Source organism: Halomicrobium zhouii (genome assembly GCF_900114435.1).
In the GTDB taxonomy this organism is placed as follows: Archaea; Halobacteriota; Halobacteria; order Halobacteriales; family Haloarculaceae; genus Halomicrobium; species Halomicrobium zhouii.
In genome coordinates, this window is record NZ_FOZK01000002.1 from 671631 (window position 1) to 695286 (window position 23656).

At 67.1% G+C, this 23656-nt stretch carries 26 protein-coding genes and 1 tRNA gene; 18 read left to right on the forward strand and 9 right to left on the reverse strand.

Annotated elements, in window-relative coordinates:
• Positions 1 to 8 precede the first annotated feature (8 nt).
• On the reverse strand, positions 9 to 1643 hold the full coding sequence (locus BM337_RS10525; protein WP_089816565.1) for an ATP-binding protein: 1635 nt from the start codon (positions 1641 to 1643) through the stop codon (positions 9 to 11).
• Between the two features lie 338 nt (positions 1644 to 1981).
• On the opposite strand from BM337_RS10525, the gene BM337_RS10530 reads away from it, so the two are divergent.
• The 5 genes from BM337_RS10530 to BM337_RS10550 all read left to right on the forward strand — a co-directional run bounded on the left by BM337_RS10530 (position 1982) and on the right by BM337_RS10550 (position 6205).
• Positions 1982 to 2431 carry a hypothetical protein gene (locus BM337_RS10530; protein WP_089816566.1) on the forward strand — a complete coding sequence of 150 codons (450 nt, stop codon included), beginning with the start codon at positions 1982 to 1984 and terminating at the stop codon, positions 2429 to 2431.
• A gap of 103 nt (positions 2432 to 2534) precedes the next feature.
• Positions 2535 to 2993, forward strand: coding sequence for a response regulator (locus BM337_RS10535; RefSeq protein ID WP_089816567.1), 459 nt, complete (start codon positions 2535 to 2537; stop codon positions 2991 to 2993).
• Between the two features lie 126 nt (positions 2994 to 3119).
• Positions 3120 to 3953: a deoxyribonuclease IV gene (locus BM337_RS10540; RefSeq protein WP_089816568.1), complete on the forward strand. Its 834-nt coding sequence runs from the start codon at positions 3120 to 3122 to the stop codon at positions 3951 to 3953.
• 177 nt (positions 3954 to 4130) lie between these two features.
• Positions 4131 to 4775 (forward strand): ferredoxin Fer, encoded by a 645-nt coding sequence (gene fer, locus BM337_RS10545; RefSeq protein WP_089816569.1) that lies wholly within the window; start codon positions 4131 to 4133, stop codon positions 4773 to 4775.
• Positions 4776 to 5461: 686 nt separating this feature from the next.
• Entirely contained in the window at positions 5462 to 6205 is a 744-nt protein-coding gene (locus BM337_RS10550) for a class I SAM-dependent methyltransferase (RefSeq protein WP_089817175.1), read from the forward strand.
• 15 nt (positions 6206 to 6220) lie between these two features.
• Here BM337_RS10550 and BM337_RS10555 read toward each other — a convergent pair whose 3' ends face one another.
• The 3 genes from BM337_RS10555 to BM337_RS10565 all read right to left on the reverse strand — a co-directional run bounded on the left by BM337_RS10555 (position 6221) and on the right by BM337_RS10565 (position 7940).
• On the reverse strand, positions 6221 to 6766 hold the full coding sequence (locus BM337_RS10555; RefSeq protein ID WP_089816570.1) for a DUF7965 family protein: 546 nt from the start codon (positions 6764 to 6766) through the stop codon (positions 6221 to 6223).
• On the reverse strand, positions 6759 to 7205 hold the full coding sequence (locus tag BM337_RS10560; protein ID WP_089816571.1) for a CopD family protein: 447 nt from the start codon (positions 7203 to 7205) through the stop codon (positions 6759 to 6761). The genes BM337_RS10555 and BM337_RS10560 overlap by 8 nt, the downstream gene beginning before the upstream one ends.
• Before the next feature lie 69 nt (positions 7206 to 7274).
• Positions 7275 to 7940 (reverse strand): DUF7095 family protein, encoded by a 666-nt coding sequence (locus BM337_RS10565; protein WP_089816572.1) that lies wholly within the window; start codon positions 7938 to 7940, stop codon positions 7275 to 7277.
• A gap of 111 nt (positions 7941 to 8051) precedes the next feature.
• Here BM337_RS10565 and BM337_RS10570 point away from each other — a divergent pair, with 111 nt between their 5' ends.
• From BM337_RS10570 to ncsA, 5 genes are all read left to right on the forward strand, one after another.
• On the forward strand, positions 8052 to 8507 hold the full coding sequence (locus tag BM337_RS10570; protein WP_089816573.1) for an SHOCT domain-containing protein: 456 nt from the start codon (positions 8052 to 8054) through the stop codon (positions 8505 to 8507).
• 69 nt (positions 8508 to 8576) lie between these two features.
• Entirely contained in the window at positions 8577 to 8894 is a 318-nt protein-coding gene (gene sugE, locus BM337_RS10575) for a quaternary ammonium compound efflux SMR transporter SugE (RefSeq protein WP_089816574.1), read from the forward strand.
• A gap of 32 nt (positions 8895 to 8926) precedes the next feature.
• Positions 8927 to 10018, forward strand: coding sequence for a DUF2332 domain-containing protein (locus tag BM337_RS10580; RefSeq protein ID WP_089816575.1), 1092 nt, complete (start codon positions 8927 to 8929; stop codon positions 10016 to 10018).
• A 50-nt stretch (positions 10019 to 10068) separates the two neighbouring features.
• The gene (locus tag BM337_RS10585) at positions 10069 to 10839 is read left to right on the forward strand and encodes a lysophospholipase (protein ID WP_245778648.1); all 771 of its coding nucleotides are present in this window, start codon (positions 10069 to 10071) and stop codon (positions 10837 to 10839) included.
• A 309-nt stretch (positions 10840 to 11148) separates the two neighbouring features.
• Complete coding sequence (ncsA, locus tag BM337_RS10590; RefSeq protein ID WP_089816576.1) at positions 11149 to 12180, forward strand: tRNA 2-thiolation protein NcsA; 1032 nt, start codon at positions 11149 to 11151, stop codon at positions 12178 to 12180.
• 22 nt (positions 12181 to 12202) lie between these two features.
• On the opposite strand, the gene BM337_RS10595 is transcribed toward ncsA, so the two are convergent.
• The 3 genes from BM337_RS10595 to BM337_RS10605 form a co-directional block, all read right to left on the reverse strand.
• Entirely contained in the window at positions 12203 to 13546 is a 1344-nt protein-coding gene (locus BM337_RS10595; protein WP_089816577.1) for a right-handed parallel beta-helix repeat-containing protein, read from the reverse strand.
• 168 nt (positions 13547 to 13714) lie between these two features.
• Positions 13715 to 14908 carry a cell division protein FtsZ gene (gene ftsZ, locus BM337_RS10600; protein WP_089816578.1) on the reverse strand — a complete coding sequence of 398 codons (1194 nt, stop codon included), beginning with the start codon at positions 14906 to 14908 and terminating at the stop codon, positions 13715 to 13717.
• Between the two features lie 2 nt (positions 14909 to 14910).
• Positions 14911 to 15099 (reverse strand): ribbon-helix-helix domain-containing protein, encoded by a 189-nt coding sequence (locus tag BM337_RS10605; protein WP_089816579.1) that lies wholly within the window; start codon positions 15097 to 15099, stop codon positions 14911 to 14913.
• Between the two features lie 580 nt (positions 15100 to 15679).
• On the opposite strand from BM337_RS10605, the gene BM337_RS10610 reads away from it, so the two are divergent.
• Positions 15680 to 15753 (forward strand) — tRNA-Tyr (locus BM337_RS10610).
• Between the two features lie 312 nt (positions 15754 to 16065).
• Here the strand turns inward: BM337_RS10610 and BM337_RS10615 are convergent.
• Together BM337_RS10615 and BM337_RS10620 are read right to left on the reverse strand one after the other, a co-directional pair.
• Positions 16066 to 17466 carry a metallophosphoesterase gene (locus BM337_RS10615; protein WP_089816580.1) on the reverse strand — a complete coding sequence of 467 codons (1401 nt, stop codon included), beginning with the start codon at positions 17464 to 17466 and terminating at the stop codon, positions 16066 to 16068.
• Positions 17467 to 17652: 186 nt separating this feature from the next.
• Positions 17653 to 18021: a hypothetical protein gene (locus BM337_RS10620; RefSeq protein ID WP_089816581.1), complete on the reverse strand. Its 369-nt coding sequence runs from the start codon at positions 18019 to 18021 to the stop codon at positions 17653 to 17655.
• 474 nt (positions 18022 to 18495) lie between these two features.
• On the opposite strand from BM337_RS10620, the gene BM337_RS20630 reads away from it, so the two are divergent.
• From BM337_RS20630 to BM337_RS10650, 7 genes are all read left to right on the forward strand, one after another.
• Positions 18496 to 18657 carry a hydrogenase maturation nickel metallochaperone HypA gene (locus BM337_RS20630; protein WP_143117700.1) on the forward strand — a complete coding sequence of 54 codons (162 nt, stop codon included), beginning with the start codon at positions 18496 to 18498 and terminating at the stop codon, positions 18655 to 18657.
• A 168-nt stretch (positions 18658 to 18825) separates the two neighbouring features.
• Positions 18826 to 19815: an aldo/keto reductase gene (locus tag BM337_RS10625; protein ID WP_089816582.1), complete on the forward strand. Its 990-nt coding sequence runs from the start codon at positions 18826 to 18828 to the stop codon at positions 19813 to 19815.
• Positions 19816 to 20218: 403 nt separating this feature from the next.
• Positions 20219 to 20638, forward strand: coding sequence for a nickel-responsive transcriptional regulator NikR (nikR, locus tag BM337_RS10630; protein WP_089816583.1), 420 nt, complete (start codon positions 20219 to 20221; stop codon positions 20636 to 20638).
• 58 nt (positions 20639 to 20696) lie between these two features.
• On the forward strand, positions 20697 to 21320 hold the full coding sequence (locus BM337_RS10635; RefSeq protein ID WP_089816584.1) for an HAD family hydrolase: 624 nt from the start codon (positions 20697 to 20699) through the stop codon (positions 21318 to 21320).
• Entirely contained in the window at positions 21320 to 22264 is a 945-nt protein-coding gene (locus BM337_RS10640; protein ID WP_089816585.1) for a CobD/CbiB family cobalamin biosynthesis protein, read from the forward strand. Before BM337_RS10635 ends, BM337_RS10640 begins: the two co-directional genes overlap by 1 nt.
• Positions 22255 to 23001, forward strand: a complete 747-nt coding sequence (cobS, locus tag BM337_RS10645) for an adenosylcobinamide-GDP ribazoletransferase (RefSeq protein ID WP_089816586.1) — start codon at positions 22255 to 22257, stop codon at positions 22999 to 23001. The genes BM337_RS10640 and cobS overlap by 10 nt, the downstream gene beginning before the upstream one ends.
• Positions 23001 to 23540 carry an NTP transferase domain-containing protein gene (locus BM337_RS10650; protein WP_089816587.1) on the forward strand — a complete coding sequence of 180 codons (540 nt, stop codon included), beginning with the start codon at positions 23001 to 23003 and terminating at the stop codon, positions 23538 to 23540. The genes cobS and BM337_RS10650 overlap by 1 nt, the downstream gene beginning before the upstream one ends.
• Positions 23541 to 23656: the final 116 nt, after the last annotated feature.

Sequence of the window (23656 nt, forward strand, 5' to 3'; positions counted from 1 at the left end):
TCGGCGAATCAGAGAAGCATCGCGACGCCGACGCCGACGACGAGGCCGATGGTCAGCAACATCACTGCGACGATGATGCCGACGAGCGGGCGATTGTCGCTGGCGGGCTGGCTGGTCGAACTGGCCGTTCCGGTGTTCGTACCGAGCACCGAGCCGATGGCCCGCTCGACGGTGAGGCCGAGGTTGACCGTCGCGGCGCCCAGCGAGCCGATGAGGTAGGCGACGAACTCGGCGACCTCCCAGACGGGATCGTCGGCCGGGTCGGGATCTGGGCTGGGCCGGCGTGCGCGGCGATTGACGCCGCCGTCGGACTTGGCCGACGCGGTCCCCTTGCTCGCCTGCGACCTGCCGCTCGCGTTGCCGGCGGACGCACTGACGTCGCCGGCGGAGACGTTTCTGGCCGCTCGTTCGAGGGCGTCCTCCGTCGTCTCCGCTGCAGGTTCGTCTGACTGCGACTGGGTGCTGGACTGGGACTGCGATTCGCTCGGCGAAACTTCGTCCGGGTCGGGTTCGTCCAGTTCGTCGAGTTCCGAGGGGTCGCTCGACGTTTCCTGGGATCCGCTGGTCGATTTGGAAGCCTGCTGGGAGTCCCTGGCCGCCGCGTCGGCGGCGGGTTCCCCGGCGGCCGCTCCCTGGCCGCTGGGCTCGCGAGGCGCCGTGTCGGCGGGCTCCGGGTCCGCTGCACCACGCTCGGGGTCCTCGGCGACGGCGTCGACGGCGCTGGAGGTCGCGGCGGCCTCGTCCTCGGCGTCCCAGTCCTTCTGCTCGCCCTTCTCGGTGAGGCTCGCGCCGGCGTCTTCGAGTTCGTCGACGATGTCCGAGCGGACCGACTGGGTCTCCGGGTCGTCGATGCCGTCGAGGTCAGGCGTCGCGCCGGCGTCTAGCGTGCGCTTCCGGCGGAACTTCACCCGGATCTTGTCGTCCTCCCAGTCGGCCATGATGATGGCCTCGCCGGGTTCGAGGCTCTGGACCTCGTCGGCGGTCTGGGAGCCCATGATGGAGGAGACGACCTGGGTGTCGTTCTTCCAGGTGAGGCGGTGCCAGACGAGCCAGTCACACTGGGTGATGAAGTCCTTCGAGACGGAGGCGGGGCGCTGGGACATCGCACAGACGCCCAGGCCGCGCTTCCGGCCGCGCTTGGCGACGCGGACGAGCATCTCACCCACCTCGTCCAGGCCGCCCGATTCGGGGATGAACTCGTGGGCCTCCTCGATGAGCAGGAGGTACGGAACCTTGGCCTTCTTCTCCTTGATGAACAGCTCCCGGACCACGTCGTGGACCAGGCGCTTGGAGTCGGACTCCTCGATGAACCCCGAGACGTCGAGGATGATGGGGACGTTGCTCCCCAGGGTGATGTCGGCGATCTTCTCGGCGTGTTGCGGACCGATGCGCAGGTCGCAGCGCTCGTCGCCACCGACGTGGAGCATCTCGTACTCCTCCTTGAGGCCGTAGTACTCCCCGTCGGTGTCGACGATCATCAGCGGGACGCCCTCGTCGAGCAACTCCTCGCAGAGCACGCTCGCGGTGTTGGACTTCCCGCTCCCGGACTTGCCAGTGATGAACCCTCGCCCCGTCACCACGTCCGCGATGGGCATGGGCTTGTGTTCCTCCGTCAGTATCATCGTCCGGTCCGCGCTCGACATGTACTGAACACGGCTATGTGCTGGGGGGATAAATGCTTCCTGTCCCTCGGTCGTTCGTCAGACGCATTCGCCTGAGATGATAGATACGGGTGTGATACGTCCGACGCGAGAGTGTGGAACCTGTTCGTGTGCGGGTAATTTAGCGTCAACTTGCGTGAACTGAAGCACCGCTTCCGTCGACGGTGGCGTCGGTACCCGTTCGGACGTCGCCGATTCTTCACGACCGACCCTCAGCCATCACACTTGCGACAGTGTCACGATACCCCCACTCATCACCAACGCGTCACTCGAATCCGATTTCCCAGTAACCTTTTATCGGCCTGTACTCACCAGCTACTATGAGCGTTCGAGAACGGACAGTGGGGTTCCTGCGGCAGCGGGTGCTGACGCCGATGGCGCTGGGGGTCATCATCCTCTCGCTGACGCTGACGGCGGCGTTCCTCGGCCTCGTGGGGCTGATCAGTGGGGCAGATCTCAACGTGATCGCGCGCTTGCCGGCGTACTCGCTGGTGATGGGCATCGTCTTCGTCGTGGCCATCCTGCGACTCGACTCGCCGAACCGCGACGGCATGATGGTGCTCGTCTCGACCAGCGGCATCGCCGTGCTGGCGTTCGTCCTCGTCGGCCTCGCCACCGAGGGCGTGATGTACACGTACAATTCCCCCGAGGAGGTCGTGATGTCGAACCTCATCTTCTACTTCGCTGCAGCTGGCATGGTGTGTACGGGCGTCGTCTTCTGGGCGTTACACCACTGGCGCGAGTTCGCGACGAACGACTCGCGGCTGTAAGGGACGAGTCTCGACGTCCGTCCCGACGGGGCGTTCGGTTTCGTCCGGCCGACCGGTCGCGGCTATCCGGCAAGCTAAATAGTTTGGCAGAATACTGCGTGCAATGACGACGGCGGACGACCGGGACGGTGACCGGATCGAACTGTTACTGGTGGAACCGAATCCCGGAGACACGCGACTGTTCACCGAGTCGTTCAGGGACGGAAAGCTGGCGAACAACCTCCACACGGTCTCGGACGGCGAGTCGGCCATCGACTTCGTCCGTCAGCGCGGCGAGTACGCGGACGCGCCGCGTCCCGACCTCGTCCTGCTCGAACCGGAGCTTCCCGGGGTCGGTGCCAGCGAGGTTCTGTCGGAACTGCGGGGCGAGCCTGCGGTCGCGGACGTCCCGGTGGTCGTCCTGTCGAGTTCGGACGCCGGCGAGCAGATACTCAGGTCTCGCGGCCTGGACGCGGACCACATCATCCAGAAACCGATCGAACCCGGCGAGTTCATCGAGTTCGTCCAGTCGGTCGAGGACTTCTGGCTCGCGATCATCGAGCAGCCGTCCGCGGACGACTGACCGCCGGCGTGGACGACTGACCGCCGGCGTAAACGACTGAGCACCGGCGTGATGCCTTCCGGTCAGGCTGCTCCGCTCGCGCCGCGCTTCGAAGCCCCTATGGTCGCGCTCGCGTAGGCTCGTGGTATGAGAGTGGGCGCACACACCTCCATCGCTGGCGGCGCGTACAACGCGGTCGACGAACAGGTCGAGTACGGCGGCAACTGCGGGCAGATATTCAGCCACTCGCCGCAGGTCTGGCAGGACCCGAACATCGACGACGACGAGGCCGAGCGGTTCCGCGACCTCACCGACGAGAACGGCGTCGGGCCGTGGGTCATCCACTCCTCCTATCTCGTCAATCTCTGTACCCCCAAGGACGACCTGCGCGAGAAATCCATCGACTCGATGCAGAAGGAGGTCGACGCCGCCGACAAGCTCGACGTCGAGTACGTCAACGTCCACCTCGGCGCCCACACTGGCGCCGGCGTCGACGGCGGCCTCGACAACGCCGCCAGCGCGCTGGACGAACTGGACATCCCCGACGGCGTCACCGTCCTCGTCGAGTCCGACGCCGGGAGCGGCACGAAGCTCGGCGGCGAGTTCGAACACCTCGCCGAGGTGCTGGATCGGTCCTCACAGGACCTGGAAATCTGCGTCGACACGGCCCACGCGTTCGCGGCGGGATACGACCTCTCGACGGTCGAGGGCGTCAACGAGACAGTCGCGGAGTTCGACGAGGTCGTCGGCCTCGACAAGCTCGCGTGCATCCACCTCAACGACTCCAAGCACGAGTGCGGGACGAACAAGGACGAGCACGCCCACGTCGGCGAGGGCGAAATCGGCGTCGAGGGGATGCAGACGATTCTGACGCACGAGGCGCTCGCAGACGTCCCCTTCGTCCTGGAGACGCCCACCGAGGACGGCAAGAGCTTCGCGTGGAACATCGAGCGAGCCAGAGAATTAGCTGGAGCGGAGTAACGCGACGAGGCGGCTCACGGCTCCCGCTGGTCGCCGGAAGACTCACTCCGTTCGTCTTCCGAGCCTTGCGTCGTTTCACTCCGCAAGACGCCGTTCGCCAACAGCCGGCGCGTGAACGGAGTGAGCGGGCCGGCCGCGTCAGAAGATTTTTCGCCATGATTCGGTTATAGTAACCCAGTGGATTCCCCGTTCGACGTCCTCCACCTCGACCCCGACGCCGACGACGAGGCGGTCAAGCAGGCCTACCGCCGGCGGGTGAAGGAGGCCCACCCGGACCACGGCGGGTCCAAGGCGGAGTTCCAGCGTGTGCGAGCCGCCTACGAGGCGATCAAGGCCGGCGAGACGCTCCCCGAGTCCTGGCCCGAACCCGAAGTCGAGCAGGCGACCGAGCCCGAGGACCAGGACCCCCTCGTCGAGTACCTCGACTACGAGGTGCTGGCCGACAACGGCTGGGAGCTGACCGACGAGGACCTCTTCGAGAAGGCCGCCGCCGCGAACCTCGACGGCGAGGACTACGGCCAGTTCCGCGTGGAGGAGCGGGATACGCTGCTCGAAGCCGCGGAGGAACACGGGTTCACCTGGCCCTTCTCCTGTCGCGGCGGCGCCTGCGCCAACTGCGCCGTCGCCGTCGTCGAGGGCGACCTCTCCCTGCCCGTGAGCCACGTTCTCCCCTCCGAAATGACCGACCGAGGGATTCGCCTGTCGTGTGTGGGGGAGCCGATCACTGACGACCTGAAGGTCGTGTACAACGTCAAACACCTCCCCGCGCTGGACGAGTTGCGGCTTCCGCCCGGCCCCTACGAGTGGGCCTCTGATGACTAGGTGATGGATTTCTTGGCTGGATTTGCGCCAATGACCGCTTCTAGTCGACGTCAGCCAACACTACGAAAGCCCTCGGCGCGCTCCAGTCCCGGGGCTTGCTGCGCGCCTCACTCCGTTCGGTGCTTACTGCGCCCGGGTTCCCGGACCGCGCCTCGCCCTTTCAGTCCACCGTCAGAGCAAGCTCTGACGAGCCCTCGTTCGCTTCGCTCACGAGGACTCCGAGGTAAGCACAGCACCGCTGCCCTGCCCTTCCCCTGGTCGCGCGCCCCTCGCGTCTGCTCGGGGACGTGCTCCCGGCCGGGTGGTTGCCGAGCGGTCAGGAAGCGTGTCGCGCCGCCAGGCGCGACCGGGGAGGGGTGGGGAGTCAATCGCGAGCGCCTCCGTGCGCGAGCGAGGCTGTCCCTGGAGGACTGAAAGGGCGAGGCGGGGTCGGCGACGCCCGAACCCGTAAGCACCCATGGCGCGCAGCGGGTTCGCGCGAGTCGAGCGCGCCGAGGGCTTTCGAGTTGTTTGCTGTATCAATTCTGGCTCCAGAGGCCGCGCCGAGGGCTTCCGGGCTCCTTTCCCTGTCTCCCGCTCTCACACGAACTCACTCACCAGATGATCGACCCGTTTTTTCCGATCCGTGCGCAACCACGGGTGTGCGACAGTTCAGCGCCGACTACCTGGAGACGACGCGGGAGGGGATGTGGGAGGGGTCCCGGGAGGCCCTCACAGACCTCGATCTCGCCGAGCGGGAGTCGGTCCTCGACGTCGGCTGCGGCACGGGCGTCCTCACGCGCGTCCTCCGGGAGGAGTGTCCCGGGGAGGTCGTCGGCCTCGACGCCGACCCGGCGCTCCTCCAGGCCGTCGACCCGCCGGTGGTCAGGGGTGACGCGACCCGCCTCCCCTTCCGCGAGGACGCCGTCGATCTGGTGGTGTGCCAGGCGCTGCTGATCAACCTGCCAGACCCCTCAGTCGCAGTCCGGGAGTTCGCCCGCGTCGCCGCCGACGCCGTCGCCGTGGTCGAGCCCGACAACAGCGCCGTCACGGTCGAGTCCACCGTCGACGACGAACCGGCACTGGCCCGGCGGGCCCGCGAACGCTACCTCGACGGCGTGGACACGGACGTCGCGCTCGGCGCCAGCGCCGCGGCCCTCCTCGACGACGCGGGCCTCGACGTGGTCTCGACCCGGCGCTACGATCAGGTGCGGCGGACGGGTCCGCCGTACTCCGAGAGCGCTATCGAGGCGGCCCGCCGGAAGGCGACGGGCGAGGCGCTGGCCGACAACCGGGCGGAGATCCTCGCCGGCGACGCCAGCGAGGCCGACTACGACGCGCTCCGCCGGGAGTGGCGGTCGCTCGGACGCGACGTCGTCGAGCAGATGCAAAACGAGGCGTACGAGCGCACCGAGACGGTCCCCTTCTTCGTCACCGTGGGCCGGGTTTGAGGCGCCCGAGCAGGTTTAGCTCCGCTCGCCGACGCGGTCGGACTCCGGCGTGGCGTCGGCGGCTATCGGATCGGACCCGCTTCCGTCTGGAACGGCCACGGCTGCGACGCGGACGGCGGCCAGGTCCAGCAGCGTGAACACCAGACCGAACGCGACGCCGACGGCGGTGGCGATGCCTGCACCGATCGCGAAGATCAGGACGACCGACGTCAGGTCCGCACTGCCGGTCACGAGGTCCGGAAGCGACAAGAGCAGCAACGGCCCGACTAAGGTTCCCAGACCGACCAGCCCGCCGCCGGCGCTCCCCCGGAGGATCACGGGCCGCACTGCTCCCGCGAGCGTCGCTTCGAACACCTCGTCGGTGAGCACCCAGCGCGTCGCCAGCCAGGAGAGTACCCAGAGGTAGGCGTAGCCGAGGACGCCCGGAATCGTCCCGAACTCCGGGAGGACGTCGCTCAGTCCGCCGGAGGCGTACGCCGGAATTACAAATCCGATCGTGAGTCCGGCGACGTGGAACGAGGCCAGCGTCCAGACCAGGAGTCGCCGGTCGACCTCAGCCATGGGCGAGCACCTCCGCGAGGACGACCAGGGCCAGAAGTACGACCGTTGTCGCGCCGTAGGCCCGGCGGTAGAAGGGAGCGTTCGTAACGCCAGCGCGGTCACTCCAGGCGTCCATCCTGGCAACCGCCACGGTCCGGACGAGCGAACCGAGGACGAACGCGGCCACGACGGCGAGTTTGACCAGCAGAATGCTCCCCCAGCGGGTCTCGGGACCGGGCGCCCCGAGCGCGCCGAGGTTGCCGACGCCGGTGACCACCATCACGCCGAGCGCGCCCCAGAACGCCCACTCGTAGCCGCTGGCGAGCGACGACGCCGTGTCACCGCCACCGCCAGGATCATCGCGACGAGCCACGTACCACACCGTGCCCGCGCCGCCGAGCAGGACGACCATCCCGAGGACGTGCAGCGTGCGAACGGCGACGTGGAGGGTTTCGGCCATCGGTCGGGGTTCACCCGCCGGGTAGAAATAGACTGTCGCTGTCACCGGCGACAGGGGCTGTCACACCCTTCAGACCACGTCGCCGCGGACCGTCGCGCCGTCCTGGCGCTCGCGGTAGGCCTCGACGACGTCGGCGGCCTCGCTAGCCTCGTCCGCCTCCATCCCGAGCATCTCCAGCGCACCGGAGAGCGTCGGGAAGACGAGTTCGCCCTCTCTGAGTTTGCGGAACGCCTCGTCGCTACGCTGGCCGCCGGAATCGTCGTCGACCCACAGGCAGACGCCCCGCGGATCGAGGATCTGTTCGTAGTTCTCGCGGGCCTGGGCGCCCTTCAGCCGCTGTCGCACGTTGTCCTCGAAGGAGGCGTTGCACACCTCGAGGTGGACCGGTTCGTCGTCGTCGAGCAGCTGGGCCGCCAGACACTGCTCGGGCGCGGCGTGGCCGTTCGAATTCGCCCGGACGTGCTCTGGATACTCGTCGGCCCAGTCGGCCCGGACCGTCTTGCCGACGCCCTGGACGCCGAGTTCCGCCTCGAACGCCTCGGCGCGCTCCGGCGCGTCGCGCATCAGGATGTCCTTGGTGAGGTAGACGTCCAGCCGTTCGACGGGGTCGAGACCGAGCGCGACGTCGCCGTACACCCAGACTTCGCGGACCGGGACCGGCATCGGCTCACTCGCGACGGTCGAGACGATCTCCGCGACGCGGTCGATGGCTTCCGCCCGACCGAACTCGTTCATCGGTCCTCTCTTGACGACTGGGAAGGAAAACGGTTTCCAGTCGGCCCGGACGGTCACGGACCGCTCGACACCGACGCAACCATTAAGCGACGGCTGGCGGTACCCGGACGTATGGACGACGCCAGTCCGGCCCAGCGGGCCCGCGAGAACGCGACGGGGATCGTCTCGATGCTCGTGACCGGCATCTGGCTGGCCGCGCTCTTCCTCGGGTTCGACTGGTGGCTCCCGTTCATGCTGTTCGGGTACATCGTGCTCATCCCCCTCACCGCCATCCTGTTCGGCGACGAGGACGACGTCGAGGAGTGGGTCGGCGAGGACGTCGACGTCGGATCGACGACCGACGAGTCGGCCGATGCGGACGACGCCCGCACCGACCACACCCACACCGACGCGGCCGACGACGAGGCGCTGGCGCGACTGCGCGAGCGCTACGCGAACGGCGAACTCACCGACGAGCAGTTCGAGCGCAAGGTCGAGCGACTCCTCGAAACCGACACCCTGGAGAACGTCGAGGACCGCCAGCGTGACCGTGACCGGAGTCGAGAGCGGGAACCCGAATTCGAGTAGTCCACCGGCGAGTCCGCCCCCGGACTGCGAACGTAAACACTACCGGCACTCCGCTCCGACAGTTCGTCGATGTCCTGGCTCCTGCTGTTCGTCGCCGGACTGTTCGAGGCGGTGTGGGCCATCGGCCTGGAGTACTCCGACGGGTTCACGAGGCCGGTGCCCACTGCAATCACTGTCGTCGCTCTCGCCATCAGCATGGTCCTGCTGGCCCGGGCCGTCCGTGACCTGCCCATCGGCACCGCATACGCCGTCTGGACTGGCATCGGCGCCACGTCGACGGCCATCTACGGCCTGACGGTGCTCGACGAGCCAGCCAGTCCCGCCCGACTGTTCTTCCTCGGGTTCATCGTCGTCGGTATCGTCGGACTCCACAGCACGGGAGCCTAACACTTACTGCCACGCTGGCAGAAGCGGCGGGCATGGTGGACGACGTGGACGCTCACGAGGGGGTGGACGACGTGCCGGCGCAGGAAGGGGTGGCCGAGGCGTTTACGGACCTGGCCGGGTGGGCCGCCGACTCCTCGCCGCTGTACGAACGCATCAGTCGCATCGTCGCCGACGACCCCGACCTCCTCGAACTCGCCGCGGCGGTCCCCGAGGACCGCTCGACGGCCAACGTCTTCCTCGCCGCGGTGCAGTGTCTCCTCTTGCGCGGCACAGACCACCCGCTGGCCGATTACTACCCGAGCGTGACCGAGACCCCACGCGAGCCGGACGACGCGCTCAGCGACCGACTTCGCGACTTCTGCGAGACGTACGAGGACGACCTCCGCCCGCTGCTCACGACCCGGCGAACCCAGACGAACTCGGTCCGTCGTACCGCGGCGCTGTATCCCGCAATCTCCCACGTCGCCCGGCAGGTCGACGGCCCGCTCGCGCTCGTCGAACTCGGCCCGAGCGCGGGCCTGAACCTCCTGTTCGACCGCTACCGCTACGAGTTCGGCGACCGCACCGCCGGGCCGGCCGACGCCCCTGCGACCGTGCGGACGACGGTCCGCGGGGACGAGGACCCACCGCTCCCCGACGACCCGCCGGCCGTCCACTCCCGCGTCGGTATCGACCTGAACCCGATGGACGTGACCGACCGGGACGATGCGGACTGGCTGCGGGCACTCGTCTGGCCCGAACACGACGAGCGTCGTCGGACGCTGGAGGGGGCCATCGAGACCGCCCAGCGAGATCCACCCAACCTCGTCACAGGGGATCTCCTGGAGGACCTCCCGGCCGTCCTCGCCGACGTCCCCGACGACGTACCGGTCTGCCTCTTCGACACGCTGGTGCTGTACCAGGTCCCCGAGGCCGTGCGCGAGCAACTTGACGAGACCGTCCGCGAGTTCGCCGCGCGGCGCCCGCTCCACTGGCTCGCCGGCGAGACGGTGTTCGGCGATCAGGACGGCATCCGCCTGGAGTGGACCCGCGCCGAGGATGGCACGGTCAGGACCGACCTCCTGGCCGCCTTCGAACAGCACGGCGACTGGGTCGAGTGGCGGCCGGACGACGACGCCGCGTAGTTCTCCGGAATCGGCGCCCGTTTTTTCCCGCTCGCGGCAGATGCTCGTCCATGGAGTTCGACGTGTTCGGGTCGGCGGACGCCGCGGCCGACGCTGGTGGAGACGCGGTCGTCGACGGCGAATCTGACACCAGCGACGGCGCGGCCGAGCGTGACTGCCTGTTCGTCCTCGGTTGGGGGAATCGACCGGACCACGAACCCGTCCGCTGGCTGATCGACCGCCTCGTCGCGGACGGCTGGCGCGTCCACACCGCCGCCCTCCCGGTCCACGTCACGAACGTCCGGCACGAGTGGGTGGCTCCGGTCGAGCGCTACGCCGCGGACCTCGACGAGTTCGCCCTGCTGGGCCACTCTGCCGGCGGATTGACGGCCGCCCACGCCCGCGTCTCCGGCGCGACGACGCGGACCTACCTCAGTCCCTGGTGGGGGTATCCCCCGGCGACGAGCGGCCCGCTCCCGTCGCTCCTCGCGAAGATTCCCGCCGACGCGAAGGTCCTTCCCAGCGGGATGGCGGGGCCGCACCTCCTCGGGGAGTACGCCACCGAGCGGCAGGTCGCCGCGACGCCAGACCGCGTCTCGCCCCGCTTTTTGCGGGCGACGCGCGAGGCCCACGACCGACTCCCCGCTATCGACGACGACGCCGTCGTCTTCTGCTCGCTCTCGGACCGCGTTGTCTCGACGCGCGCCATCGGCGACCGCGTCGACTCTGACCACGTCGTCCTCTACGACGGCGGCCACGAACTGTTCTCGTCCGTCTCGCGGGATGACCACCTGGAGACGTTGCTTGGTGTGCTTGGCCAAGGCCCTGATGCGCTCGATTGATTGTACCATGCTATGCGGTCAGGAAGCGTGATTCTCGCCGAACGGCGCGAATCCGGGGAGGTATGGTGGTGTAACCGCGAGCGCCTCCGTGGCGCGAGCTATACGGTGCCTGGTGGACTGAAAGGGCGAGGGCGGTTCCGGGAACGCGGGCGATGCAAGCACCGAACGAAGTGAGGAGCGCAGCGAGCCCCCGGACCGGAACCGCCCGAGGGCTTTCGGGTTCGTGCCGTTCCTTACTGTCCAGCGATCGATCGGTGATCCACATCCAGAACGAAACCCTCACCCTCGCGCGTTCACAACCACACGCCAATGGAGTGCGACAAGTGCGGCGACTCGGCGGCGGTCCACGCCGAATACAGCGGCCTCCACCTCTGCGAGGGCCACCTGTGCCAGGCCGTCGACAAGCGGGTCCGCCGCCGGGTTCGCGAGGACGGGCTCGTACCCGACGACGCGACGCCGGAGGACCCCGACACCTGGGTCGTCGGGCTCTCCGGCGGGAAGGACAGCGTCGTCCTCACGCAGATCCTCCACGAGACGTTCGCCGAGGACCCCCGCATCGAACTCGTCGCGCTGTCGATCCACGAGGGGATCGAGGGGTACCGCGACGAGAGCCTGGAGGCCTGCGTCGAACTCACCGAGGACCTGGGGATTCGCCACGAGGTGGTCCACTACGAGGACGAGTTCGACGTCCGGATGGACGACGTCGTCGAGGACGACCCGGAGAACATGGCCGCCTGCGCGTACTGCGGCGTCTTTCGGCGAGACATCCTCTCCCGCTACGCCGAGGAACTCGGGGCCGACAAACTGCTGACGGGCCACAACCTCGACGACGAGGCCGAGACGGCGCTGATGAACTTCCTCGAGGGCGACGTCGGCCAGATGGCCAAGCACTTCGAGGCGTCGCTGGGCCCCTTCGACGACGAGTCGCGGGGTGACGGCGAGGACGGCGCTGGCGACGGCGACGCCGCCACGGACCACGCCCGCGAAGACCAGGACCACCACGTTCCCCGGGCCAAACCCCTCCGCGACGTTCCCGAGAAGGAGGTCGCCCTCTACGCGCGCTTCCGGGACCTGCCGGCCCACATCACGGAGTGTCCCCACGCCGAGGAGGCCTACCGCGGCGAAATCCAGCAGTTGATGCTCAAGCTGGAGGAGAACCACCCCGGAACGCGCCACTCGATCATGGCCGGCTACGAGGAACTCGCGTCGCTGGCCTCCAGCGCCCAGGACCCCGACGACGAAGACACGCCGGACTTCGGCGAGTGCGAGCGCTGCGGCGCGCCGACGGCCCGCGACGTGTGCCGGAAGTGCGGGCTGCTCGACGCGCTGGAAGCGGTGTAGTCGAAAAGCAGCGGAGAGTTTGTCAGCCTGCGGTCTGGTTCGTGTGCTCCTGCGTGAGCCACGGGTCGAAGTGAACGCCGCTGGAGACGGGCGCGCCGTCACCGTCGGCGGCCGCACCCGTTATCGGGTCACTCACGTTCTCACCGGTCGGACTCGACGGCCCGTTCTCGGCGCCCCAGTAGTTGTTCGTCGCGGCGAGGAGTCCGTCGTCCTCGTTCAGGACGGCGTAAGTCCGTCCGTCCCCGCCGTCGGCCGTGAAGTTGTTCGCGCGAACGTCGACGGCCGCGGCGCCGCTCTGGCGGCGCAGGCAGAGTTCCATCTCGGCGACCCGGGCGCCGTAGATCGCGTCGATGTCGTTGTGCTGAACGTCGACCGAACGCGCGGCACTCTCGATGTACACGCCGTGGACGCCGTCGAGTGTGTTCGACGCAACGCGGTGATCTCCGCCGGCGAGGCGGAGTGCACCACCGCTTCGCTCGATACCGTCACCGCCACTGAGGTCGTTGTTCACGACGGTATGGTCGTCCCCGCGTGCGGTGACCGCCCACTCTTCGCTCGGACTGACGTCGTTGTTCTCGATACTCGTCTGCGTCCCGGAGACGTTGATCCCGGTGCCGGCGGTGGCGATCGTGTTGTCGCTCACTCGATTCGCGTGCCCGCTGACGTCGATACCGACCTGTGGGCGGTCCCGGATCGTGTTGTTCGAAATCACGTTGTCGGCACCACGGTCGACGTCGACCGGGTAGTCGACGCCGCTGAACTCGTTCCCGGACACCGTGGACTGGGTCATCAGCTCGGCGTCGATCGACCGTACACCGCCCGTAAACGCGTTGTTCGAGACGGTCAGGAATTTCGAGTCCCGAATCCGAATCGCCGGGCCCCCGAAACTCCCACCAGCGAGGTCGCTCGATCGAACCTCGATTCGGTCTGCGTCTATCACGGCGACCCCAGCGCCGGTAGAGTCAGGGCCCTGACTCGTCACGTTCGACAGCTGTCCGTCGCTCACGTTCTCGAACCGGACGTTCGTCACGCTCTCTCGGACCGTGAGGTCGACGACGCTGACGTTCTCGATGGCCGTCGTACCGGCCGTGCCGACGCCCGTCCCGTAGCCGTTGCCGTCGACGGTATGCCCGTCGCCGTCGAGGACGACGTCGCTCGATCGGATCTCGATACACGCGCTCTCGGTCTCGCCAGGCTGATCGACGTCCTGCGTCAGGACGTAGTGGCCCGGTTCGTCGATGACTGTACACGAATCGATGGAGGTCGCCTGGGCAGACGCCGGCCCAGAAGCGAGGACCGCAGTACCGGCCGCGCCCACCGCGAGCGCGACCAGTAACACGGCCACCTGTGGTAGTCTTCTGCTCATAGGGCTGCCGGCCGAGCGAACACTGGGGTGCGTGTTTATTACGGACCAGATAAGGTGGCCCAATTCCGTATTATCGGCGCACGCGACGACGCTCTCGCTCACCGGTCGAGCGTCGTGCAAAAAGCGAGATAACCGTGTTCGAGAACTCCGGGCGTGGAGTGCCGGGAGTTACTGGTTCGTCCGGACGACGTCGAGACCGTTGTTCTTCTCGTGAGAGTCCTGGCCGCCGTCGGTGTGGCCGAACTCCTGGGAGGACTCGACGTTCTGGCTGGCGTCGAAGGACATGTCGTCGTCGTCGACGCCCTCGATGGCCTGCCGGGACTTGTCGGCCTGCTTCTGCGTGCTCGGGCCGAGCACCTGCGCCGACTGGACACCGGTCATGATGGCCATGACGCGGACCTTGCCCTTGTACTCCTCCTGGATGCGGGCGCCCCAGATGACGTTGGCGCTCGCTTCCAGGCGTTCGGTGATGTTCTGGGCGATGCCCTCGGCCTCTTTCAGCGTGAGGTCGGGGCCGCCGGTGATGTGGACGAGTCCACCGCTGGCGCCGCGGTAGTCGACGTCGAGCAGCGGGTGGTTCATCGCGTCCTTCACCACTTCCTCGGTCTTGTTCTTGTCCTGGGTCTCGCCGACCAGCATGACGGCGACGCCGCCCTGGTTCATGATCGATGTCATGTCGGCGTAGTCCAGGTTGATCAGGGACGGCTGGGTAATCGTCTCCGAGATGCCCTTGACGGTCTCGGCGATGATCTGGTCCATCACCGAGAACGCCTTGCCGATGGGCAGGTTGGGGACGTAGTCCAGCAGTCGGTTGTTGTCCAGGACGATGATGGAGTCGGCCTCGTTACGGAGCCGTTCGAGGCCCTCCTCGGCCTTGACCGTCCGGGCACGCTCGACGTTGAACGGCGTCGAGACCATGCCCACGACGATGGCGCCCTGTTCCTTGGCGATCTTGGAGACGACCGGCGCCGCGCCGGTGCCCGTACCGCCGCCCATGCCTGCAGTCACGAAGACGAGGTCGGCGTCGCCGAGCACTTCCTTGACCGTGCCCTGGGCCATCTCGGTGGCGCGCTCGCCCATGTTGGGGTCGCCGCCGGCGCCGAGCCCGTTGGTCAGGGACTTGCCGACGAGGATCTTCGTGTCGGCCTCGATCATCTTGAGGTGCTGCTTGTCCGTGTTGATGGCGACGGTGTCGGCGCCCTCGACGCCGATGTTGTAGAGACGGTTGACGGTGTTGTTGCCGGCACCACCACAGCCGACGATGACGATCCGCGGATCGCCGAACCCGTCGACGCTCTCGTCGCTCATCTTCTCCTGCTCCGCTTCGTCACGCTCGAGCGCTTCCTTGACGATGTCCTGCATCGTTATGCCCTCGCCCAGGTGCGCCGCTTGCGTTTCTCTGATGGCCGTTCCTGAGATGGTTCCTGCTCGGAGAGCATCTCACGCACAGCGGAGCGGATAGCCTCGCTGCGGTTGGGGTATTCCCCCGTCTCGACCATTCGTTCGACCTCTTCTATCTGCTGCTTCGGAATCCGTAGTGTCACACGCTCCATTGTTATTCGTTCCCCGGTAAGACGGATGGCGTTTACACGCCGACGAGTGTGTCACACAGCGAAACCCCCAGACGGCAACGCCGTCCGCGCTGATTCGCACTGTGTAAGACAACCGTCTTACGCGTACCTCACAACAAACTATGGCATAATAAAGGTTACGACGGTGTATGACACTGGCACGTTTACGACTCTAAACGGTGCCTAAACGGTGTTTACAGGCCTCTCGGCCGAGCAAACGGCTCCTGCCGTCGCGGCCGTTCGACCCCGGCGACGAGGGGTCGAAAGCCGGGCTTGAAATCCCGCGTTCCGTCTGGCGCCCGTTCTCGCGGCAGGTGTGTAAACGCGAATATCGGGCGTTTCGAGCCGTAACTGGACGATCGAGGAGATCACAGGACCCGTTTACACGCACCGTTCGGAGCACCACTCGACGTCTGCAAACAACCGCTGAGACGGTCGAATTCGGCGCCATTCGGTTCGTCGTATGGGTCACCGGCGGACTATATCAAGTTTCCTCTCCGACCCCCCTGTCACGCGGAATGATAACCGTTAAGTCCGGCAACGGCGCTACCATTGAGTACGCCCGCCCTTAGCTCAGACTGGTAGAGCAGTCGACTGTAGATCGACTTGTCCCCCGTTCAAATCGGGGAGGGCGGATTTCTCCTGCGAACGACCGTGAGCAGTGAGAAGTCTCTCCTGACCCGATTTGAGCCTGGAAGTCCCAGCTCCGCACAGGGAGCGCAGCGATGCGAGCACGTCTCACAGTGTTCAAATCGGGGAGGGCGGATTTGCGCACAAATCCGGCCGAGTCGATTTCGTACTCGGCAGTCGCAGTCCGCGAGCGTAGCGAGCGGAACCGTTTACAGTCGTTCAAACCGGGGAGAGCGGCCTGAATTTGTGCCGACCCCGACCAGAGGAAGCCAGCGGCGGCTAACCAGCTGACGCCCGAGTCGAAACCGAGCGGTAGCGTCACCGGCCGCGTTCGGTGTCCCGAGTTCGGTCGCTGTCCACGTCGCTGCCGGTTCGGTCGTCGGAGGGGTGCTCCGACTGGGGTCCCCACGGTCCTTCGCCGCCATCGATGCTCGTCCACTCTGGAATCGATTCCTGAGGCGTCGCCAGTGGCGTGAGCAATCGCTCCAGGATGCTCAAATCGTCTGGGTTCGGTTTCTGGACGGTCTCGTACTCGACGACGACGTCGCCGTCCGCCTCCGAGATGCACACGTAGTTCAGGCGGTACGAGGGGTAGAACACGTCCGGGAGCAACCCGAGCACCACCGATCGCCGGTGGAGTCGCCGCAGCCACGTCCCCGTGTTTACGACGACGCGGTCGGCAACCTCCGTGACGGAGGCGCGGTGGGTGTGTCCGTAGAGGAACACCGCGACCTCGGGGTGTTCGTCGAACACCGTCCGGGCCACGTCGACGTACCTGTCGTTGACGTCTTCCGGGTCGTCGCCGCCGACCAGACCGAACCGGGTGAGCGTCTTTCGGACGTCCCGGGCGAGGAAGAAGGCCGGTATCGCGAGGAGGGCGAGAATGGCGATGACGACGACGTTCACGACGAGGACGAGGTCGATGAGCGAACCGACGATACTCAACCGGGTGAGCGCGAACGACACCGCCTCCGCCGGCAGCGACCAGACGCCGAGGACGTCGAGCACCACGGCCAGGAGGTAGAGCAAACTCACCTGGAACAGCAGGAGGAACGGCACCGCGGTGTAGCGAAGCAGCGGGCTCATCTCCCGGTAGAAATACTGGGAGATCATCCAGTCGGGAATCCGCGTCATCGGCGTCACCGACTGGATGTCCTTCAGCCAGTTGAACCGCCCGCGCTCAGAGAGGCGTCCGGCCTTGCTCGTCACGTGTCGGTTCACGTGGTAGCCTGGGGGATTCGCGTAGGGATTGCCGAAGTCGGGACTCTTGTTGTTCGGGTCGCGCTGTTGGCCGTGTTCGATCCAGACCACGCGGTCGGCGACTTCGCGAGTGATGACGACCTCCTGTTCGAGGGTGACGTTGTACTCCGCCAGCCGCTCGACGTACTCGGGGTGACACGCGAGTTCGTAGTCGTGATTCCCCGGGATGACGGTTGTCGGGACCTGCTCGCCGGTCGCCCGGAGCTGCTCGAACAGTTCGGGATACAGCTCGAGCAGCGCGTCGAACTTCTCCATCCCCTCCAGTTCGGTGAACTCCCAGAGCCCGAACAGGTCGCCGTTGACGATGAGTTCCGCGTCCTCGTCGCGTTCCGGTAATTCGCGGAGGAACGCGAGGAATTCGTCCATGAACTCGACCTCCTGGAGCGTCTCGTCGCCCCCGATGTGGAGGTCGCTGACGAAGTAGTACCGCGTCGAGTCCCGGTCCGACTCCCCGTTCATGCTCCGTGACGGTTCGCCGAGGTGCGTCTCGGTCGCTCTCTCGCGTCCGGTCGACGAACGGTCTCGACGGGAGCGGTGACGTCGTCCGGCGCCGTGTCGTGACGGTCCCGGGCCAGGAGAATCGTCGGCGGGAGTACGAGCACGTCTCCCCATTCGACCGACGACTCAATGAATGTTGCCGAAGTGTCAGTTCTCCGTCTCAGACCCGCGGCGGTAGCCTGGGGACCCCCACTCCCCCTGGAACGTCGCCGTTTCCGAGACCTGTTCGTCGAGAAACGCGACGCGGACCGTCAGGTCGACGCCTGTCGCCTCTGTCAGGCGGTCGTCGAGGCGCTGGGCGAGATCAGGGGGGACCGACGCCCCTCGCTCGACGCCGACGGAGATCTCGACCTCGTAGTCCGTCCCGAGGGCGTACTGGACGTAGCTGAAGTCGGTGGCGACTCCATCGTAGTTCAGGCCCTGGTATCCCGGTTGCTCGAGCAGCGCTCGCGTCCCCTCGGCCGGTCTCCTCGCAGACCGCGTCGTCGATGGCCTCCTCGTCGAGCACCGCTTCACCGCTGCAGGCCCGGACGCGGTCGGGAGCTGATCCGCCGACGACCCACCGGAGATGGCTCAGTCCTTCGCTTTCTCGCCGAGAGGGATGACTGGCATCTCGTCGAACCTTCGACGACCCTTTCCCCGGTACTCACGGGTCGATCATCTCTCCACCCGTCCCGGCCGATTGTCGGAAGCCGTCACACCGACAGGCTCGCTCGGGTTCGGCCGGCGCCGAATCGAGTTCGGACGCATTCGCTTTCGGCGTACGTCCAACTTTTTCCGACTCGCGTGCGCGCGCGAGCACGCCAACAGGGTCTTACGAACGGAACGACCGACGCTGAACTGGTCTCGTAGGAGTACGACGTGCACCTGACCGGTTATCTATCAGTACCATTCGTTCAAACGTCAGTGACTGGGTAGCTACTGGCGAAAACGACGTGAACGATAGGCCCGCTTTTTAACTACCTGTGTGGTACCTCTGGTGTGGTCGCAATGGGAGTCTTCACCGGAGCGAACGACGCATCGCGCCCCGGGAACCTCGATGGCCGTCCGTACATCTGCATGGGGTGTGAGGCGACCTTCGAGGTCCAGTACCACTCGTGTCCGTCCTGTGGCGGGTTCGACGTCCGACGGGCCGAGTGGCTCGGCGAGTGACTCCCGGCGTCCACGAAACGGCACGTCCTGTCCGAGTGGGTCCGTGACCCACCGAACCGACGACAGCGGCAGTCCGGACCGACGTTTCTGTCATCGGTCCGTTTCGACAGTCCCGCGTGACGGCCCGTTTTGCACATATCCAAGTGTGATCGGTGCATAGATTCGGGTATGCAGCGACGAGAACTTGGTACGACTGGCTGGAACGTCACTGAGGTCGGCCTGGGCACCTGGAACATCGGCGGAAGCTGGGGCGACGTGAGCGACGAAGACGGTCGCGACGTCGTCCGCACTGCGCTCGACGCCGGCATCGACTTCATCGACACGGCGGACGTCTACGGCGACGGCCGGAGCGAGAAGCACGTCGCGCACGTCCTCGACGAGCGCGAGGCCAGGGACGACGTCGTCGTCGCGACCAAGGCCGGCCGTCGGCTCGAAGAGCACACTGCCGAGAACTACGACTACGAGCACCTCTCCGAGTTCGTCGACCGTTCGCGGGAGTACCTCGGCCAGGACACGCTGGAACTCGTCCAGCTTCACTGCCCGCCCAACGACGCGTACTACCAGCCCGAGACGTTCGAGGCGCTCGACCGGCTGAAGGAAGAAGGCAAGATTGCCCACTACGGCGTCAGCGTCGAGAAGGTCGAGCAGGCGCTGAAGGCCATCGAGTACCCCGGCGTCGAGACGGTGCAGATCATCTTCAACATGTTCCGCCAGCGCCCGGCCGAACTGTTCTTCGAAGAGGCCGAGCGTCGCGACGTCGGCGTCATCGTCCGCGTGCCGCTGGCCTCCGGGCTCCTCACCGGGAAGCTCTCCCGGGACGACGAGTTCCCGGAGAACGACCACCGGAACTTCAACCGCGAGGGCGAGGCTTTCGACCGCGGCGAGACCTTCGCCGGACTCCCCTTCGAGCGTGGCCTGGACGCCGTCGACGAACTCGAAACCCACCTCCCCGAGGACCTGACGACGGCCCAGGCCGCCCTGCGCTGGATCCTCGACTTCGACGCGGTGTCGACGGTCATCCCGGGGTCGACGTCGCCGGACCACATCCGCGACAACGTCGCCGCCAGCGAGGCCGACCCGCTCAGTCACCAGACCCACGGCGCCGTCCGCGACGTCTACGAGGAGTACGTCTTCGACGACGTGCACCACCGCTGGTGACTATCAATCTTCCCGAAGATGATTTGCATTTAAGATTCTGAGTCTGTAATTACTTTTCTTTCGCCGTTTCGGGTAGCGACAGCGCCGTGTTCCGGAGTTGCATCAAAGAGTGGAAAATACGATGACAAAACCGTATGTTGCTATATCAAATACTCGTCGCGAAGCCGGGAACTCCCGGGCTGGTTGTGGAAAATTTACGGTTCTGTACGAGAATTAAACTCCACTTTGGTATCTCTGGCCTCGTTCCTGCTGATACCTGTTACAACAGTGGTTTCCACGCGATCATCGCCGAAATCGAGAGGCGTCGTCTGTCCGCAGGGACCGGCTGGTGGGACGGCGAGTGGACGCTCGTCGCGTCTCGAGAATGTGAATTTTTATTACTCGATGCCGTCTTCGTTAATACATGGGCGTCGTCAGCATCTCGATGCCGGACGAACTGGAGCACAGGATCGACGAGTTCGCGGAGGATCACGGCTACACGGGCCGGTCGGAGATCGTCCGCGAGGCCGTGCGCAATCTGATGAGCGAGTTCGAGGACAAGCGCCTCGAGGACCGCGAGCTGATGGCCATCGTCACCGTCCTCTTCGACTACGAGACCACCGCCGTCGAGGAGAAGATGATGCACCTTCGCCACGACCACGAGGACCTCGTCGCGTCGAACTTCCACAGTCACGTCGGCGACCGCTACTGCATGGAGCTGTTCGTCCTCGAAGGGCAACTGGAGGACATCTCGTCGTTCGTCGGTCGGGTTCGCGCGACGAAGGACACGCTGTCTGTCGATTACTCGGTACTGCCGGTCGACGACATCGCGTCGATCACCTGAACCTGTCCCGCTCGACCTGACCGCACTGTTCAAGTGCGATTGCAGTAATCACAGGTGTGTGGCAGTATCGTTCGACTGCTTCGGGACGCTCGTAACTGCAGACCGGCCCGCCGAGCCGTGGGTAGCTGTCGCGGCCGAGCTCCGCGAGCGGGACGTCGCGGTCCCGGACGACTGGGAGGCGGCGTACCGTTCGTCCCACCGCGAGTACGACCGTGGCGCGGAGGCCCCCCTCGACGAGCACGTTCGACTGGCGCTGGCCAGCCGCGGCGTCGAGCTATCGGCGGCGACGGCTCACGACGTAACGCTGGCGGCCTTCGACGGCGACGTCTCGGTCCGCGACGGGGCTCACGAGGCGCTCTCGGCCGCCCGCGATCAGAGCACCGTCGCCGTCTGCTCGAACTGCAGCGTGCCGGGGCTCGTCGAGCGGACGCTCGACCGGGCGGACCTCTCCGTCGACGCCGTCGTCACGAGCGTCGACTGCGGCTGGCGCAAGCCTCACCCCAAAATATTCGAGGCGACCGCGGCGGCGCTGGAGTGCCCGCTCGACGCGCTCGTCCACGTGGGCGACGACGCCCGAACCGACGGCGGCGCTGAGCGGGCCGGCGCGACGTCGGTGCTCGTCGCGGACGTCCCGCTCACCGAGTTCCCGGCGTGGCTCGACGCGGAGGGATCGCCGTGCTGATGGCCGCCACCGTCGGCGCCGTCGTCGTCGCGGGCGCGCTCGAAGCGGCGCTCGGCGAACCACCGCAACGGCTCCACCCCGTTGCCTGGCTGGGCCGCCTCGTCGCCCCGTTCGATCGCCAGTGGTCGCACCCCCGAGTCGTCGGGCTGGTCGCAGCGCTCGTCTTGCCGCTGGGCGCCGCGACGCTCGTCGGGACTGTGGTCGCCCTGGCGGCGACGGTCCACATCTGGCTCGGTGTCCTCCTCGCCGGCGTCGCGCTCTTCGTCACGACGAGCCTGCGGCTGCTCTTGACCGAGGCCGGGGGAGTCGCGACGACGACGGACGCCGACCTCTCGCGGGCGCGCGAACGGCTCCGGTCCCTCGCTGGGCGGGACGCCGCCGACCTCTCGGCCGGCCAGGTCCGCAGCGCGGCCGTCGAGAGCGCGGCGGAGAACCTCGCCGACGGACTGGTCGCGCCGCTCGGCGCGTTTACCGTCGTCGCCGCACTGGCCGGCGCGCTCGCTCCGACCGCACAGCTCGGGCTCGCGGCCGGCGCGGCCGCGTGGGTAAAATCCGTGAACACCCTCGACTCGATGCTGGGCTACCGGTCGAAGCCCGTCGGCTGGGCGCCGGCTCGTCTCGACGACGCCGTGATGTGGCTGCCCGCCCGCACGAGCGCCGTTCTCCTCGCCGTCGCAAGCGGACGACCGGACGCCCTTCCGGCAGCACGCGCGTGGCTCGACCGGGTTCCCTCCCCGAACTCCGGGTGGCCGATGGGTGTCCTGGCCGCGACGGCCAGCGTCCGACTCGAAAAGCCCGGCGCGTACGTGCTGAACCCGGACGCGCCGCTGCCGACGACCGCGGTGGCGCGGTCGGCGGTCCGGACCGTCGGCGTCGCCGGGGTGCTCACCTACGCGCTCGCCGCCGGAACGCTCGCACTGACGGAGGTGGTCGCGTGGTCCTGAGAGCCATTCGGGGTGCACTGGGATTCCTGACTCGGCTCCCGGTCGGCCGCGACGAGGCGGCGCTCGACGCGTTCCAGCACAGGCCGGTCGCGTTTCCGCTGGCGGGCTACGTCGTCGGCGCGCTACTCGCACTCCCGTTCGTACTCGGCCTCCCGGCGACGGCGACGGCCTTCCTGTTTCTCGCCTGGGTCGTCCTGATTACGGGCGTGAACCACGCCGACGGCCTCGCCGACCTGGGCGACGCGGCGGTCGTCCACGGCGACGCGGCGGACCGGCGGGACGTGATGAAAGACACCACCGTCGGCGTCGGCGCGGTGCTCGCGGTGGGGACCGGCCTCCTCGGGCTGGCGCTCGCCGGACTCGGACTCGCCGAACTGCCGGTGCTGACCGCCGTGGGCGTCGTCGTCGCCGCGGAAGTCGGCGCCAAACTCGCAGTCGCACTCCTGGTCGTTACGGGAGAGCCGAGCCACGAGGGGTTCGGTTCCCGGTTCGTCGACCGCGCCGCGAGCGGTGATCGGCCGCTGCTCGCACTCGTCGCGCTGCCGGCACTGCTCGCGCCCGGATCGATTCCAGTCGGCGTCGCCTGCCTCTCGGCGGCCCTCGCCGTCTCCGTGCTCGTCCACCGGTGGGCCGACCGCCGGCTCGGCGGCGTCGGCGGCGACGTCTTCGGCGCGACGAACGAACTCGCTCGCGTCGTCGCGCTGCACGCGGGGGTGGTCGCGTGGACGCTCTGGTGATGTGCGGCGGCCTGGGCTCCCGGCTCGACGGCGACGTCGAGAAGCCCCTCGTCGAGGTTGATAGTGTTCCGATGGTCGACCGCGTCGTCGCTGCGCTGGCTGGCAGTCCCGTCGACGACGTCTACGCCGTCACCTCGCCGAACGCGCCCGCGACGGCGGCCCACGTCGACGTCCCCGTCATCGAGACCGCTGGCGAGGGGTACGTCGCCGACCTGCAGGCGGCCCTCGCCGACTCGCGGATCGAGGGGCCGGTCCTCACCGTCGCCGCGGACCTCCCGTTGCTGACGCCGGAATCGGTGACGGCCGTCCTGGATCGCTGGGACGCAGGATCGCTGACGGTCGCGGTCCCCGTCGCGTTCAAGCGCGACCTCGGTGCGAGTGTCGACTCGTCGTTCACGCACGAGGGCCGCGAGGTCGCGCCGTCGGGTCTCAACGTGGTCGGCGGGGAGCCCGGGCGCGTGCTCGTCCGCGAGGACGATCGACTCGCGGTCAACGTCAACCGTCCCGCGGACCTGACCCTCGCCCGGCGACTGGCGTGAGGCCGGAACCGCTCGGGCCATGGCCGTCGTCGTAGGACTGGCTTACACCTTCCCTCGGCGGGCCTCGCGACCGGTCGACAGTCACCGTATCGGTGACCTAAGCGGTTCCTTACAAT